Consider the following 14,164-nt stretch of genomic DNA (forward strand, 5'->3'; position numbering starts at 1 on the left):
GAATACAGTGCCAGGGCGCGCGGCGGCCGTGCGTCGCGCGGACCCGCCCCCCGACCCCGACGAAAGGCGCCCCGTCGTGATGCCCCTGTGGTCACGAGCCCAGCAGCAGGACTTCCGCAGCCGCGTGCGGGGCTGCCTGCTCGGCGGTGCCATCGGTGACGCGCTCGGCGCCGGCGTCGAGTTCGAGCCGCTGGAGAAGATCCGGGCCCAGTACGGCCCGCGGGGCGTCACCGGCTACGTCCCCGCCTACGGGCGCACCGGCGCCGTCACCGACGACACCCAACTCAGCCTGTTCACCGTGGACGGCCTGATCCGGGCCCACATCCGGCGCGACACCGGCAGCTGGCACCCGCCCACCGACCTGCACCTGGCCTACCTGCGCTGGGCCGCCACCCAGCGCGACTGGGGCCCGGACGAGCGCCGCCCCGACCTCGGCTGGCTCGGCCGCGAGGAGTGGCTGTACGCCCAGCGCGCCCCCGGCCAGGGCTGCCTCACCGGCCTGACCGGGCCGGACGGCTCGCGGCTCGGCACCCTGGAGCGGCCCAAGAACCCGCACTCCAAGGGCTGCGGCACGGTGGTGCGGGCGGCGCCGTTCGGGCTGCTCACCACCTGGGAGCCGGGCCTGGTCTTCCAGCTCGCGGTGGAGTGCTCGGTGCTCACCCACGGCCACCCGACCGGCTACCTGGCGGCGGGCGCGTTCGCGGTGATCGTCCAGTCGGTGGCCCGTGGCGGCACCCTGGAGGAGGGCGTCCACCTCGCGCTGGCGCTGCTCTCCGAGCGGCAGGCGCACGAGGAGACCACGGCCGCGCTGCGGGCCGCGCTGGACGCCGTCCGGGCCGGCGAGCCGTCCGCCGAGCGGGTCGAGGCGCTGGGGGAGGGCTGGGTCGCCGAGGAGGCGCTGGCGATCGCGGTCTACTGCGCCCTGGTCGCCCACGACGTGCGCTCGGGCCTGCTGTTGGCGGTCAACCACTCCGGGGACAGCGACTCCACCGGCGCGATCTGCGGCAACCTGCTCGGGGTGCTGCACGGTGACACCGCGCTGCCGCCGGGCCTGCTGGCGGGGCTGGAGGGACGCGGTGCGATCCTCGAACTCGCCGACGACTTCGCGCTGGAGCTGATGCACGGCACCGAACTGCACGACCGGCAGACCCCGGAGGGCGTCAACTGGTCGGTCCGGTACCCGGTGGTGCACTGAACGAACGCCGCGGAAACGGCAGTCGCCCGTAGCATCGGCCGCCGCTCGGGGCGACGGACAGCGCTACGGGCAACTCGTCCGAGCACGGATCCCGGTCAGGCCTCGCCGAAGGCGCCCGCCGCCGCGGCCGACGCGAACGCGTTCCAGGCCTCGGTGGAGAACAGCAGCTGCGGGCCGAGCGGGTCCTTGGAGTCCCGGACCGCCACCGCCCCGGCGGCAGGTCCGGCGATCTCCACACAGGCGCCTTGGCCACCACTGTGACTGCTCTTGCGCCAGGGGGTTCCGTACTCGGAGGGGGTGCTCATTCGTGGTATCCCTTTTCGATGTCGGCTATCAGCGACCGGCTCTCCGCGACACCGAGTGCGGCCGCTCTCAGGTAGTCGTACAGACCGGTATAGCGGCGCACGTCGGCCTCCTTCTCCAGGTAGAGATCGCTCGTCACACCTTCGAAGTAGACAACCGTGGAATCGGCTGACTCCGGGAACTCCAGCAGGGAGAATGTCCCGGTCATGCCGGGATGGGCGCCGTGCGAGAACGGGATCACCTGGATGGTGATGTTCGGGCGCAGGCTGAGCTCCAGCATCTGCTGGAGCTGTCGGGCCATGATCTCCCGGCTGCCGACCTCGCGGCGCAGCGCCGCCTCGTCTATGACGGTCCACAGGCTGCCGAGCTGGTTCTCGCCGTGGACGCGCTCCTGGCGCTTCATCCGCACCTGCACCCGGCGCTGCACCGCGATCGCGTCGGTGTCCGGCTGGGTGCCCTCGACCACGGCCTGGGCGTACTGCTCGGTCTGGAGCAGCCCCGGGATGAAGGAGGACTCGTAGGCGCGGATCGAGGAGGCCTCGGCCTCCAGGCCGATGTAGACGCTGTACGGGGTCGGCATGTCGTTGAAGTCGTGCCACCAGCCGCGCTGGCGGGACTCCTTGGCCATCTCCATCAGGCTGCTGCGCATCTGTTCGTCGGACACGTTGTAGACGTCGCAGAGGTCGCGCACGTCGCGCTGGCTGATGCTGCGACGGCCGTTCTCCAGCCGGCTGATCTTCGACTGGGAGACCATCAGCCGGCCGGCCACCTCCTCCGCCGTCATCCCGAGGCCTTCGCGGAGTTTTCGCAGCTCCGAGCCGAGGCGCCGACGACGCACGGTGGGATTGATGTTCGCGGACACGTCGACCTCCGGCCGGACCTCTGGTGATCGTTGGAACGGCAGCCCTCGGAACACTTCGGACATTGGGACCAACCCCCCTGACTTGGAGCAGCATGACACCTTGGGCCAGGTCGGCGCCGGGGAATCACAGCAGCGCGGTAGAACAGATCATCGGAAAAGCGCTTCTGTGAGACAGCGCAGGCCCCCAGGTGGTAATACGGCTCGACGATTCGGACCGGTGGTTCCGGAAGGCCTCGACGGGCCTCCGGGAACGGCAGAGGGGCGGTCGCCGGGCGACTTGCGTCGCGGGGCGACCGCCCCTCCGTGCTTCTGGTGGTGCCGGTGGTGCCGGGTGGCGCCCCGGGTCGCCCGCCGCCCTCGGGCGGCGCGGACGGGACGGTGTGCGCCGTCGGACGTGTCGTCGGCGAGTCGGGCTCGGCGCGCCGGGGGTCGTTGTGGTCAGCGGCCTACCGGGATCGGCTGACCGCCCGGCTCAACCGACCGCCTGGCTCAACCGACCGCCCGGCTCAACCGACCGCCTGGCTCAACCGACCGCCCGGCTCAACCGATCGCCAGGATCAGCAGACCCGGGATCAGCGGACCCCGACCCGAGGGGCGGAGACCCGCCCGCCGGAGGCCCGGCCCGCCGCGCGGGCACCGGAGCGGCCGGTGCCGGCCCCGGAAGCCTGGGAAGAACGGTTCTGCTGCGCAGGCAGGCCGTTCTGCACGTCCATCACGGCGTGCGCGACCATCCCGCCGAGCGGGTCGTACCGGATCAGGTCGCGCAGTCGAGACCGCGAGGACCGGCCCTCGTTGCCCGGGTACAGGTGCTTGCCCAGCCCCACCGAGTGGGCGAGGGCCGCGAGCGCGGCCGTCCGCGGGTCCGGCGGCACGCCGGTGCGGATCGCGGTGTCCAGCCGCTGCTTGATCGCGGCGTTGGTGCAGTCGTCGGACGCCTGGTACCGGGTCGTCGGCAGCACTCCGCACATCTGGCCGGGCACGGCGGTGACCATGCCGCAGCGCTCCAGGTGCGCCAGGTACGTCTGCCGAAGTCCCAGTCGGGGCCCGCCGATCCAGTGCGCCGCGCGGACCGGGCTGCCGCGTCGGCGCAGCAGCTCCAGTGCGTGGTCAAGGGTCGGGTCGCCGGTCGGTCGTGCGAGCACGACGGCGATCCGGTCGCCCTCCGGTACGATCCGTCCGGCCAGGGACAGCTCGACGAGCTGCGCCCCGGCGAGTCCGAGGTCGAGGGTCTGCGGCTGCGCCGTGGTACCCGTGGTCGGGTCCAAAGCGAGCAGCAAGAGTTCCTCGGGAACAGTTCTGCGGCTCTTGCCCATCCAAGCCTCCCCGCGTGGATGAGAGACAGGGTGACGCCTCTCACACGGGCTTGTCGAGTACGCCTCCGAATCGTGACCTTGCGGTGAAGGGGCGGAACCGGCGGCCGTGACCCCGGCGTCTGACCGTTGAACAGACCGCGATGCGGCCGTGCGGCGGCAATAAGCGCCGGTCGGGCGGGGTGTGCGCGGCCGGATCGACCGCATGTGGCGGAGACTGTACAGGTACACGGGGCGGGGCGTCGGCTTCCCGAAATCGGGTCTGCCGGTGCCCCGCCGGGCGTTGAGGAGGCTGGGATACGTGGGCGAGTCCCCCGACAGGGTGCTGAGGGACGACGAGCGGGAGCGGGGCGGCGAACGCGAACGGACCGGTACGGCGGCCGGCACCGCTGAGGGTGCCGACGGCGGATCGGCCGACCCGGCGGCTGCCGGGGCGTCAGCCGGGGCCGCCGCCAAGGCATCCGCGGAGACCGCCGCCGGGACGCCGGCCGAGTCCTCGGCCGCGGCGTCCGCCGAGCCCTCCTCCGAGGCGTCCGCCGAAAAGCCGTCGGCGGGGGCCGGGGGCGGTTCGACCGTACAGATCCGCGTCCGGGATGTGGACAGCCGGACGACGATGCTGCGCCTGCCGGTGGACAACAAGACCACCGCGCTGCGGCTGCCCGAGGAACTGCTGAAGGCCGCGAGCGGCGACAGTTCCGGTGACGGGGCGGAGGAGGAGTCGGCCTCGACGGCTGACGCGGCGAAGGAGACCGCCGAACGGGCATCCGGCGCCGACCCGCGTCTCACCATGCGGACGGCTGGCGCGGCGGCTGCGAAGGGTGCCGGGAAGGCTTCCGAGAGCGCTTCCGAGAGCGCTTCCGTGAAGGCTGCGGAGAAGGCTTCCGAGAAGGCCGAGAAGGCCGAGAAGGTCGAGAAGGTCGAGAAGGTCGAGAAGGTCGAGAAGGTCGACGAGCCTGAGGAGGCGTTGGAGCAGCCCCTCGCGAAGACCGGTTCCGCGGCCGACACGCCGGAGAAGGCGAAGCCGGCAGAGCGGGCCGACACGCCCGAGGCCGTCGAACCGAAGGAGTCCGCGGCGTCCGGGCAGCCCGCCGAATCCGAGGAGTCCGCCGAGTCCGACAAGGCCGCTGAAGCAGAGGCAGACCAGACCGCCGAGGGCGACAAGGGCGCCGAGTCCGACGAGGGCGACGAGCCGTACGACCCGACCAAGACCATGCTGCTCACCAAGCCCCCGGTTCCGACCGGCAAGGCCGAGAAGCTGGAGAAGCCCAAGCCGCTGGGCGCCCCCGCCGCCGGCACCGTGCCCGAGCCCCCGGAGCCCACCCCGCTGCCCGAGCCGGCGCCGGTTCCCGAGCCCGTCCCCGAGCCGCACCCGGCGCCGAAGCCCGTCCCCGAACCGGAGCCGACCCCGGGGCCCGAACCGCTGCCCGAGCCGGCCCCGAGGCCCGAGCCCGGTCCGGCCCCGGCGCCCACCCCGCTGCCCGAGCCCGACCCGCGGCCGGTGCCGCCCGTCCCGCCGCTGCCCGGGCCCGAGCCGCTGCCCGCCCCGCAGCCGCTGCCCTTGCCCGAGAACACGGCCGAGGCGATGGAGGTCCTGGCCTCCCTCAACTCCCGTCCGGTCTCGCCGCTGCGCCGCGCGCTCAAGCGGATCACCATCTGGACGGCGTTCCTGGCCGTGGTGCTCGGTGCGGCCGTGGTGGCCCAGCTGCTGCGCCCGTTGCCGGACGTGACGGTGAGGATGTCGGCTGCGGGCACCTTCACCTTCCCCGGCGACACGCTCGACCTCGCCTGGCCGGCCAAGGGCCAGTCCGCCGCCGAGGTGGTCGGCGTGGGCAGCCTCGGCAGTTCGGGCCAGGAGACCCCGGCCTCGATCGCCAGTGTCACCAAGGTGATGAACGCCTATCTGATCCTGCAGAAGTACCCGCTGAAGAAGGGGGAGAGCGGCCCGAAGATCACCGTCGACCCGCAGGCCGCGCAGGAGTCCGGCAACGCCGACGAGTCCCGGGTGACGCTCACCGCGGGCCAGGTGCTCACCGAGTACCAGGCGCTGGAGCTGCTGATGCTGCCGTCCGCCAACAACGTGGCCCGGCTGCTCGCCCGCTTCCACTCCGGCTCCGAGGAGGCGTTCGTCAAGCTGATGAACGAGACCGCGGCCAAGTTCGGCATGACCAACACGACCTACGCCGACCCGGCGGGCTTCAACGCGGACACCAAGTCCACCGCCAAGGACCAGCTGAAGCTGGCCGAGCAGGTCATGCAGGACGAGATCTTCCGGCAGATCGTCGCCACCCCGGACACCACCCTCAACGGTGTGAAGATCCTCAACACCAACAACCTGATCAACCCGAAGACCGGCGTCATCGGCGTCAAGACCGGCTCCAGCACCCCGGCCGGCGGCTGCCTGATGTGGGCCGCGTACAAGGAGATCGGCGGCGTGAAGCGGCTGATCCTCGGCGTCACCCTGGGCCAGCAGGCCACCTCGCCCAAGGACGGCGACGGCATCCTGCCGACCGTACTGAAGGTCAGCGGCAAGCAGATCCAGGCCGCGCAGAACGGGCTGACCGGCCAGGCCGTGGTGAAGAAGGGCGACGTCGTCGGCTCGGTGGAGGACGGGCTCGGCGGCAAGGTCCCGGTCGTCGCGACCAAGGACCTCGTGGTGGCGGGCTTCCCCGGTGTCAACGGCACGATCACCCTGGACCCGGCCAAGCTCCGCCACAACGAGAAGGCGGGCACGGAGGTCGGCACGCTGCGGGTGGGCGCGGGCGACGGCAAGACGGAGGTCCCGGTGGCCCTCCAGTCCGACCTGAACCCGCCGTCCATCCAGTCGCGGCTGCTGCGCATGCTGTGAGCGCGTCGAACGGTTGAACGACCGAAGGGGGAGTCGGAACGATCCGGCTCCCCCTTCTCCGTGCTCCCGGGGCCGGGTGTCCCAGGTCCGGGTGTCTCAGGTCGCGGGATCGAGCAGCGCGAGGGTGAGACCGCCGAGCGGTACCACCTTGTCCGGCGCGCCGTACCGCTGCCTGAGCGGCTGCGCCTGCTCCTCCGGCAGGGCCGCCAGCGGGTCCGGGGTGTCCCCGAGGACCAGCACCCAGACCCGCGGTACGTCCCCCAGACAGGCCTCCGGCCGCGGGCAGGGTTCGGGGGCCAGCTCCTCGGCGTCCTCGGCGCTGCGCGCGACGAACACCGGGAACGGCTGGACGTCCGGGCGCAGGTAGTAGCTGACGCCCGGCCAGACCATCGCCCAGGACTGGTCGCTCATCGGGGCCGCCAACCCGTCCCCGGGACGGTACCCGGCGGTGATCTCCGCGGCCGCCGCGCGGAACGGCTCCTTGGAGTGGGTGTGCGCGTCCGCGTACCGCACCGCGGGCTGCTCGGGCAGCGCCGCCACGGCCGGGAGGGCGAGCAGGCCCACCGCCAGCAGCCCGGCCGTCGCCACGGCCACCCGGGGCTGGACGGTCCGTCCCGGCGCCCACCGCCGCCCGGCCAGGGCCGCCACCGCGCGGTACACCGCCGCGACCCCGCCCCCGGCCAGCACCGCCCAGGCGGGCACCGTGAAGAGCAGGTACCGGTCGAGGAAGTACGAGGTGGTGCCCCGCGACACCAGCCAGACGGCCACCACCGGCAGCCCCGCCAGCAGCAGCAACTGCCAGGCCCGAAGCCGCCGGCCGGGCAGCAACAGCGCGGGCAGCGCCAGCAGGACGAAGGTCCGGGCCACCTGGTCCGAGCCGAAGAGGTGCCCGCCGAAGTCGGTCAGGTCGGAGAAGGACGGCGTCTTGATCCAGCCGAGCTGCCGCTCGGACTGCCGGCTGCCGAGCAGCGCCACCGGCAGCACCGGCAGCACCGCCGCGGTCACGGCGGCCGGGTACTGCCACCGGATCCGCCGTTCCGCCCCCGTCCGGGGGCGCCGCAGGTGCAGCAGCACCAACGCGGCCTGCCCGGAGACCGTACTGAACGAGACCAGGTGCCAGGCCCCGGCCAGCGCCATCGCCACGGAGTACGGCGCCCAGCGTCGCAGGCCCGGCCGCTCCAGCGCCCGCAGCAGGAAGTAGGTGGCGGCCGCGATCGAGCAGGTCGCCAGTGCGTAGGCGCGGGCTTCCTGGGCGTAGTGGGACACCTGGGGCGGCACCGTGAACAGCAGCCCCGCGCCGATCGCCGCGACCCGGTGGCCGAACAGCCGCTCGGCGGTCAGCGCCACGAAGGCGGCCGCCGCCGCCATCGCCAGCACGGAGGGTATTCGAAGGGCCACCGCCGAGTCGCCGAACACCGCCGTCCAGCCGTGCATCAGCAGGTAGTACAAGCCGTTGCTGGCGTCTATGTGCTGGAGCAGCCGCAGCAGGTCGCCCAGCGAGCGGGTGGCCACCGTCCAGGTCGCCATCTCGTCCCGCCACGGCTCGGGCGTGCCCAGCCGGTACGAGCCGACGCCCAGCATCACCACCGCCGGCCAGAACCACACCTGCCCCAGCAGGCGGACGGCCGGGCGCACAGCTGGTGTCATCGGGGCCTTCGTCTCCTTGGGGCGGCACGCCGGGGCGATTCGAACACTTCTCGGCAGGCTACTTGACCTGCTCTGACGCCCCGTCGGCACCCGCCCCCCGGCCACCATCCCCGGCCACCACCCCCCAGCCGACCCCCGATCCGGTACGCTGTGAACGGCCTGGTCACAGACCGGCCCCGCCTCAGTAGCTCAGGGGATAGAGCACGGCTCTCCTAAAGCCGGTGTCGCAGGTTCGATTCCTGTCTGGGGCACACCAGCACAGCCCGCAGGCCCCCCGTCCGACCTCGGACGGGGGCCTGCGGCGTTGTTCCCGGAGGCGTCAGCGGACGGGCTCGTCCGGGCGGTCGACGGGGTCGTCCCGCTCCGCGTCCTCGGCGTGCGGCGCTCGGACGTAGGGCACGATGACCCGCTGAACCCGGGGCCGGGTACGCCAGTTGACCCGTCGTACGTCCCGGGCCAGCGCGCCCGGGCGCCAGAGCTCGATCGCGGCGGTCACGAGGCCCAGTACGACGCCGGCCGCCAGCCAGCCCGCCAGTACGTCGCTGGGCCAGTGCACCCCGAGGGCGACCCGGGTCCAGCCGATGACGAGCACCGTCCCGGCGGCCACCGCGCAGGCGGCGATCCGGCCGCGGCGGTGGACCCGGTACCAGACCAGGCCGACCAGGACGGCGCAGGTGATCGCCGAGGCCATCGCGTGCCCGGAGGGGAAGGCCGGGCCGCCGGCGTGCGAGACCGGGTCGTTGAAGACGGGGCGCTGGCGATCGACGGCCAGCTTCAGCGCCCATTGGGCGCCCCAACCGGCCAGGGCCTGGGCGGCCACCCAGCCGGCCAGCACCCGGGCGCCGATCAACAGGAGCCAGACGGCCGCGACGCCGAGAAGTGCACGCATCGTGACGGGGCCGCCGATGTCGGAGAGGGTCTGTACGGCGGCGGTCCAGATCCGGTGTTCCCGTGCGTAGATGTGGAGTTCGCTGATCCAGTGCTGGTCGAACTCGCGCAGAGGGTGCCAGTGGCCCGTTACCAGCGCCGACAGGAGGCCGAACAGCGCGGCGCAACCCAGCGCGACCGTGGTGTCCCGAAGGAGGCCGCGATGACGCACGGTGACGGAGGTCGAGCTGTTGGTCAGGTGCATGCCTGACACCTTCCCAGCGTGCTGTGCCGATCGGGAGCTGGACCGATAGCGATTTGGCATCTTTTGTGAGGAGGACCTGCGTGCGCCGGGGCGTGAGCGCGGGTGGAAGTCGGGGGGCTCGTGGGAACGCACACGGCCGTTCGCCGGTTCAACGGGTGGATGGCGGTTGCATGGAGGGCCGGTGAAGAGGTGTCCCGGTCGATCGCGCGAAGCGATCGCATGCGGGCGCATTGGGTGCTCGGCCGGTCACCGAGCGTCCAGAACCGGGATGAAAACCGGCAGGATACTGCATCGCGAGGAAGAATCTGAGTGACTTGGGAATGTTGTCCGGATTCTGTTCGTTGGATCGTTACGTGTGAGGCCCGTAGGGGCCCGCACTTCTTGCCCTCACGGGCAGGCAGGCAGACCTCGGCAACACCAGTCAAAGGGAGCAAGCATGGCCACCCGTGCCGTCGTTCGCGACAGGGCCGACCGGAGTCGCGCGGCCCGCCCGACCAACCTTGAGGCCGACCGCGACCTGGTCGGCATGTACCTCGACGAGATCGCCAGGACGCCCCTGCTCGATGCCGCCGAGGAGGTCGAGCTCTCGCTGCGGATCGAGGCCGGCGTGTACGCCCAGCACCTGCTGGACGAGGACGGACTTCCGGACGGCGTCACGCACGAGGAGCTGGAGGCGATAGCCGAGGACGCGGAGCGCGCCAAGGACGTGTTCATCCGCTCCAACCTCCGCCTGGTGGTCGCGGTCGCCCGCCGCTACCCGCGCAGCGGCCTCCCCCTGCTGGACCTCATCCAGGAGGGCAACGCAGGCCTGGTGCGCGCCGTCGAGAAGTTCGACTACGCCAAGGGTTTCAAGTTCTCCACCTATGCCACCTGGTGGATCCGGCAGGCGATCACCCGCTCCATCGCCGACCAGTCCCGCACCATCCGGCTGCCCGTGCACCTGGTCGAGGAGCTCGGCCGGATCCGGCGCGTGCAGCGCGAGAAGTCGAAGGAGCTGGGCCGCGAGCCCGAGCCGGCCGAGATCGCGGCCGAGCTGGACACCACCGAGGCCCGGATCAAGGACGTGCTGGACTGGGCGCGCGACCCGGTCAGCCTCAACATGTCGGTCGACGACGAGGGCGAGACCCAGTTCGGTGACCTGGTCGAGGACACCGGGGCGACGTCCCCCGAGGACGCCGTGATGGTCATGCTCCGCCGCGAGGAGCTGGACGGTCTGATCGGGCGGCTGGACGACCGCACGGCCTCGATCATCCGCTCCCGCTACGGCATGGAGGACGGCCGCGAGCGCACCCTGACCGAGGTGGGCAAGCAGCACGGCCTCACCCGCGAGCGGATCCGCCAGATCGAGAAGCACGCGCTCGCCGAGCTGAAGAAGATCGCCGACCACGCGGGCTTCGAGGCCGCCTGAGGAGCCGCCTGACGAACGAGCCCACGGCCGAGCCCGTCTCGGCCGGGAGCAGCCGAGCCCGTCTGCCTCCCGGGCCCTGGTGCGGAGCGCTCCGCACCAGGGCCCGCGGCGTGCCACCGGGCTCTTAGGCTGGAGGGACAGGACGGCCCGGGTGATCAGGGGAGTGGACAGAGTGAGCGAGCAGGAACAGGGCGAGCAGGAACAGGTCCGGCAGGAGCGGGACGAGCAGCCGGCGACCCGGCGGACGGCCGCGGCCAAGGCCCGGCTGGTCTTCCGGGACCCGTTGGACCAGCAGTCCCGGGACGACACCGACGCCGGCTGGGGCGAGCGCCCCGGGACGGGGGAGAGCGGTGGGCGGGGGCTGGACTGGTACCTGAGCCAGCGTCCGCCGCACCACGGGGACTAGCGCGCCGCGACCAGCGCGTCGCGGATCTCGGTCAGCAGTTGGACCTCCTTGGCCTCGGCCTCCGCCGCCGCCTCGACGGCGGACTTGCGCCTGGCCGCCATCCTGTTCATCGGCACGATCAGGACGAAGTAGACGACGACCGCAGTGATCAGGAACTGCAGGGCGGCGCTGAGCACCGACCCCCACAGGATGAGGATTCCGGACGTGACCTCACCGGTGGCGCTCACCTCGCAGGGGCCCTTGAGGCAGGAACTGTAGGATCCCAGGTCCTTCGTCCCGAACACACCGACGATCGGATTGATCACGCCCTTGACGAAGGCGTTGACGATGTTGGTGAAAGCCGCGCCGATGACCACGGCGACGGCGAGTTCGACGACATTTCCACGCAGCAGGAATTCCTTGAAGCCTTTCATGCCGCCTCGAACGACGAAGTCGTTCCGGGGTTACGGGTGATCCCCCGCCGGCCCGGATTGACAACCCGTACGGCTCACGGCGCCCCCTGAGGGCGGCGGCAGCCCGGCCCGCGCGGGCCCGAGCGCCAGCGCCGCCGCCACCGCCAGGAGCACGAGCGCGGGCACCCCGGCCCGCCGCCGGACGGCCCGGCGCCAGCGGTGCCACCCGCCGCAGCCGCGCCGGATCGGGGGGAAACTCGGCACCTCCCGCCGGGGTGGCACGGTGGGCGCGGGCAGTGGGACGGACAGGCTCATGGTCGTCATCGACATGACCTCCGGGCTCGATCGGTCGGTCTCCGGTGACCCACACGATGCGCGCCCCGGGCGCTACCGGAAAGCCTTGTCCCTCAGCCTGTGGACAACCCGCCCCTGTGGATAACTTCGTACACTCGCGCGGGTGAGATCGACCTCCGCAAGCTGACGAAAGCCCGCGCCGGACGGCGAACAGGGCAAGCGGAAAGGCCCGCCGCCCCGCGTGAAGCGGGGCCGACGGGCCTTTCTCGAAGCTTCCGAGCAGTCGCCGGACGCCGATCCGGCGCCGAGCGCCGGGGTCAGCTCGCGGCCGGAGCCGGGCTGCTGGTCGAGCTGGTCGAGCTGGACGAGGACGACGAGCTCGAACCCGCCGAGGACGTCGAGGACGACGACGTCGAGGAGCCGGAGGACGAACCGGCGCCCACCGAGCTGCTGGAGGACGAGCGGCTGTCGGTCCGGTAGAAGCCCGAGCCCTTGAACACGACGCCCACGGCCGAGAAGACCTTGCGGAGCCGTCCCTGGCAGTCGGGGCACGTGGTCAGCGCCTCGTCGGTGAACTTCTGCACCGCCTCCAGGCCGTTGCCGCACTCGGTGCACTGGTACTGGTACGTGGGCACTTGTCTTCCTCCTGGCACTCTCGCCTGATGAGTGCTAACGATGGTCAATGATGCGGTATTCCGTTGGATCAGTCCAGCGAATCCGGTGTGAGATGAGCCGACCCCGGGCCGCGTCCGACCGCCCGGTCAGCCCTTGACCGCACCGACCAGCTGCGCCGCACCGCCGCGCTCGGCGGATCCCGCCACCACGCGGCCCGCCCCGCCCGGCGCGACCAGCAGGTGCCGCAGCGACACCAGCGCGATCAGCCCCAGCCCGGTACCGGCCAGCGGCACCAGGAACCCGGTGGACGGCCCGTGGCTGTCGATCAGTCGCCCGGCGACCATCGAGCCGACCGCCAGGCCCAGGCCGATGGCGCCGGTCAGCCAGGTGAACGCCTCGGTCTTGGCCCCGTCCTCGACCAGGGTCTCGACCAGGGTGTAGCCGCTGATCAGGGTCGGCGCGATGGCCAGGCCGCAGACCAGCCCGGCGATCGAGAGCGTGACCAGGTTGGGCATCGCCCACAGCGTCGAGCAGCCCACCACCAGCAGTGCGTAGCTGATGATCATCCGGTGCTGGACGGCCCGGCGCCAGGCGATGACGCCGTAGAGCACGCCCGCCACCATCGAGCCACCGGCGAAGATCCCGTACACCGTGCCGGCGGCACCGTGCTGGCCGACCGAGTCGGCGAAGGCGTTCACCGAGACCTGCATGCCGCCGAACACGGCCCCCACCCCGAGGATCACGCCGGCCAGCAGTCGGACGCCGGGCGAGGCCAGCGCGGAGGCGCGCCGCGCGCCGGGCTGCGGCGCGATCCGGGCCGGGGCGGTGCGGCGCTGGGCGGCGAAGACCAGGCCGCCGACGAAGGTCAGCGCGGCCTCGGTGATCAGGGCGGTGGCCGGGCTGACCGAGGTGGCGATCTTGGCGGCCAGGATCGGACCGACCACGAAGGTGAACTCGTCCGTCACGGACTCGAAGGCGAACGCGGTGCTCACCTTGGCCGCGGAGGAGGCGGAGGCGCCGTCGGCGCCGATCGTGGCCACCCAGCGGGCCCGGACCATCGCGCCGATCTGCGGAACGCTCGCGCCGGCCGGCACGGCGGCCAGGAACAGGCTCCAGGCGGGCGCGTGGCCGAGCGCGAGGGCGATCAGCAGGGCGACCGAGGCCGCGTGCACCACGACGGTCGGGACGAGGACGGCGGCCTGGCCGTACCGGTCGGCGAGCCGCCCGGTCTGCGGGCCGATCAGGGCCTGGGCGACGGCGGCGATCGCCGTGACGGTGCCGGCGGTGCCGTACGAGCCGTAGGTGTCCTCGACGAGCAGCAGGATGCCCATGCTGAGCATCGCGTAGGGCAGTCGCGCGATGAGCGCGGGGACCAGGAACGTCCACGCGCCGGGCGTGCGCAGCAGTGCGCCGTACCCGACCTTGGCGGGCGCCGCGGCGGTGGGGTCGGCGGGGTGCGCGGTGGTGTCCGCGGTGGTCTCCGCGGCGATGTCGACCGTTCGGCGGGCCGTCACGGTCGGTCCTTCCTGCTGCCTGGTAGCGCGGCAGGGCATGGGGTGGCCCCGACGGCGCCGAGAGTCGTCCTCTCGCGCGTCGACCGGGGTAGATACCGGGTCGGCCGGGCCTGGTGGGCCGGGGCCTAACCGCGGCCGCCGAGCGGTCGCGCCAACTCTGCGTCAGGCAGATGCTGGGGGTGGTCTAACGGTAGTTATACGGCGTAGTCGAACCAGCATACAGTTACGCGCGTAGATTCCG

The 14,164-nt window shown here is 72.2% G+C and carries 12 protein-coding genes and 1 tRNA gene; 5 read left to right on the forward strand and 8 right to left on the reverse strand.

Features of this window, described 5'->3' with window-relative positions:
- The first annotated feature begins 79 nt into the window (after positions 1-79).
- Positions 80-1,195 (forward strand): ADP-ribosylglycohydrolase family protein, encoded by a 1,116-nt coding sequence (locus ACFVWU_RS03690; RefSeq protein WP_387615218.1) that lies wholly within the window; start codon positions 80-82, stop codon positions 1,193-1,195.
- 95 nt (positions 1,196-1,290) lie between these two features.
- Here the strand turns inward: ACFVWU_RS03690 and ACFVWU_RS03695 are convergent, their stop codons facing one another.
- The 3 genes from ACFVWU_RS03695 to ACFVWU_RS03705 form a co-directional block, all read right to left on the reverse strand.
- Complete coding sequence (locus tag ACFVWU_RS03695; RefSeq protein WP_380611855.1) at positions 1,291-1,500, reverse strand: DUF397 domain-containing protein; 210 nt, start codon at positions 1,498-1,500, stop codon at positions 1,291-1,293.
- Positions 1,497-2,360: a helix-turn-helix domain-containing protein gene (locus ACFVWU_RS03700; protein WP_380611856.1), complete on the reverse strand. Its 864-nt coding sequence runs from the start codon at positions 2,358-2,360 to the stop codon at positions 1,497-1,499. The genes ACFVWU_RS03695 and ACFVWU_RS03700 overlap by 4 nt, the downstream gene beginning before the upstream one ends.
- 572 nt (positions 2,361-2,932) lie before the next feature.
- Positions 2,933-3,673: a GPP34 family phosphoprotein gene (locus ACFVWU_RS03705; RefSeq protein WP_387615064.1), complete on the reverse strand. Its 741-nt coding sequence runs from the start codon at positions 3,671-3,673 to the stop codon at positions 2,933-2,935.
- A 298-nt stretch (positions 3,674-3,971) separates the two neighbouring features.
- Between ACFVWU_RS03705 and ACFVWU_RS03710 the strand changes: the two genes are divergently transcribed.
- The gene (locus tag ACFVWU_RS03710) at positions 3,972-6,515 is read left to right on the forward strand and encodes a D-alanyl-D-alanine carboxypeptidase (RefSeq protein ID WP_387615067.1); all 2,544 of its coding nucleotides are present in this window, start codon (positions 3,972-3,974) and stop codon (positions 6,513-6,515) included.
- A 96-nt stretch (positions 6,516-6,611) separates the two neighbouring features.
- On the opposite strand, the gene ACFVWU_RS03715 is transcribed toward ACFVWU_RS03710, so the two are convergent.
- Complete coding sequence (locus tag ACFVWU_RS03715; RefSeq protein WP_387615070.1) at positions 6,612-8,162, reverse strand: glycosyltransferase family 39 protein; 1,551 nt, start codon at positions 8,160-8,162, stop codon at positions 6,612-6,614.
- A 178-nt stretch (positions 8,163-8,340) separates the two neighbouring features.
- Here ACFVWU_RS03715 and ACFVWU_RS03720 point away from each other — a divergent pair.
- A tRNA-Arg gene (locus ACFVWU_RS03720) sits at positions 8,341-8,413 on the forward strand.
- Positions 8,414-8,481: 68 nt separating this feature from the next.
- Here ACFVWU_RS03720 and ACFVWU_RS03725 read toward each other — a convergent pair.
- Positions 8,482-9,294, reverse strand: coding sequence for a phosphatase PAP2 family protein (locus tag ACFVWU_RS03725; protein ID WP_387615072.1), 813 nt, complete (start codon positions 9,292-9,294; stop codon positions 8,482-8,484).
- A 436-nt stretch (positions 9,295-9,730) separates the two neighbouring features.
- Between ACFVWU_RS03725 and ACFVWU_RS03730 the strand changes: the two genes are divergently transcribed.
- Both ACFVWU_RS03730 and ACFVWU_RS03735 read left to right on the forward strand, forming a co-directional pair.
- Positions 9,731-10,702 carry a sigma-70 family RNA polymerase sigma factor gene (locus ACFVWU_RS03730; RefSeq protein WP_387615075.1) on the forward strand — a complete coding sequence of 324 codons (972 nt, stop codon included), beginning with the start codon at positions 9,731-9,733 and terminating at the stop codon, positions 10,700-10,702.
- Positions 10,703-10,874: 172 nt separating this feature from the next.
- Positions 10,875-11,108 carry a hypothetical protein gene (locus tag ACFVWU_RS03735; protein WP_387615077.1) on the forward strand — a complete coding sequence of 78 codons (234 nt, stop codon included), beginning with the start codon at positions 10,875-10,877 and terminating at the stop codon, positions 11,106-11,108.
- Here ACFVWU_RS03735 and mscL read toward each other — a convergent pair.
- From mscL to ACFVWU_RS03750, 3 genes are all read right to left on the reverse strand, one after another.
- Positions 11,105-11,521 carry a large conductance mechanosensitive channel protein MscL gene (mscL, locus tag ACFVWU_RS03740; protein WP_387615080.1) on the reverse strand — a complete coding sequence of 139 codons (417 nt, stop codon included), beginning with the start codon at positions 11,519-11,521 and terminating at the stop codon, positions 11,105-11,107. The genes ACFVWU_RS03735 and mscL overlap by 4 nt on opposite strands.
- A gap of 590 nt (positions 11,522-12,111) precedes the next feature.
- Positions 12,112-12,429: an FmdB family zinc ribbon protein gene (locus ACFVWU_RS03745; RefSeq protein ID WP_387615082.1), complete on the reverse strand. Its 318-nt coding sequence runs from the start codon at positions 12,427-12,429 to the stop codon at positions 12,112-12,114.
- Positions 12,430-12,555: 126 nt separating this feature from the next.
- Entirely contained in the window at positions 12,556-13,815 is a 1,260-nt protein-coding gene (locus tag ACFVWU_RS03750) for an MFS transporter (protein WP_387615220.1), read from the reverse strand.
- Between the last annotated feature and the right edge of the window lie 349 nt (positions 13,816-14,164).

This window comes from Kitasatospora sp. NPDC058190 (assembly GCF_042883685.1).
Classification (GTDB): domain Bacteria; phylum Actinomycetota; class Actinomycetes; order Streptomycetales; family Streptomycetaceae; genus Kitasatospora.

Coding starts and splice junctions, on each gene's coding strand:
- ACFVWU_RS03715 (WP_387615070.1), bottom strand. CDS start 8,162: ATGACACCAGCTGTGCGCCCGGCCGTCCGCCTGCTGGGGCAGGTGTGG.
- ACFVWU_RS03725 (WP_387615072.1), bottom strand. CDS start 9,294: ATGCACCTGACCAACAGCTCGACCTCCGTCACCGTGCGTCATCGCGGC.
- ACFVWU_RS03730 (WP_387615075.1), top strand. CDS start 9,731: ATGGCCACCCGTGCCGTCGTTCGCGACAGGGCCGACCGGAGTCGCGCG.
- mscL (WP_387615080.1), bottom strand. CDS start 11,521: ATGAAAGGCTTCAAGGAATTCCTGCTGCGTGGAAATGTCGTCGAACTC.
- ACFVWU_RS03695 (WP_380611855.1), bottom strand. CDS start 1,500: ATGAGCACCCCCTCCGAGTACGGAACCCCCTGGCGCAAGAGCAGTCAC.
- ACFVWU_RS03705 (WP_387615064.1), bottom strand. CDS start 3,673: ATGGGCAAGAGCCGCAGAACTGTTCCCGAGGAACTCTTGCTGCTCGCT.
- ACFVWU_RS03690 (WP_387615218.1), top strand. CDS start 80: ATGCCCCTGTGGTCACGAGCCCAGCAGCAGGACTTCCGCAGCCGCGTG.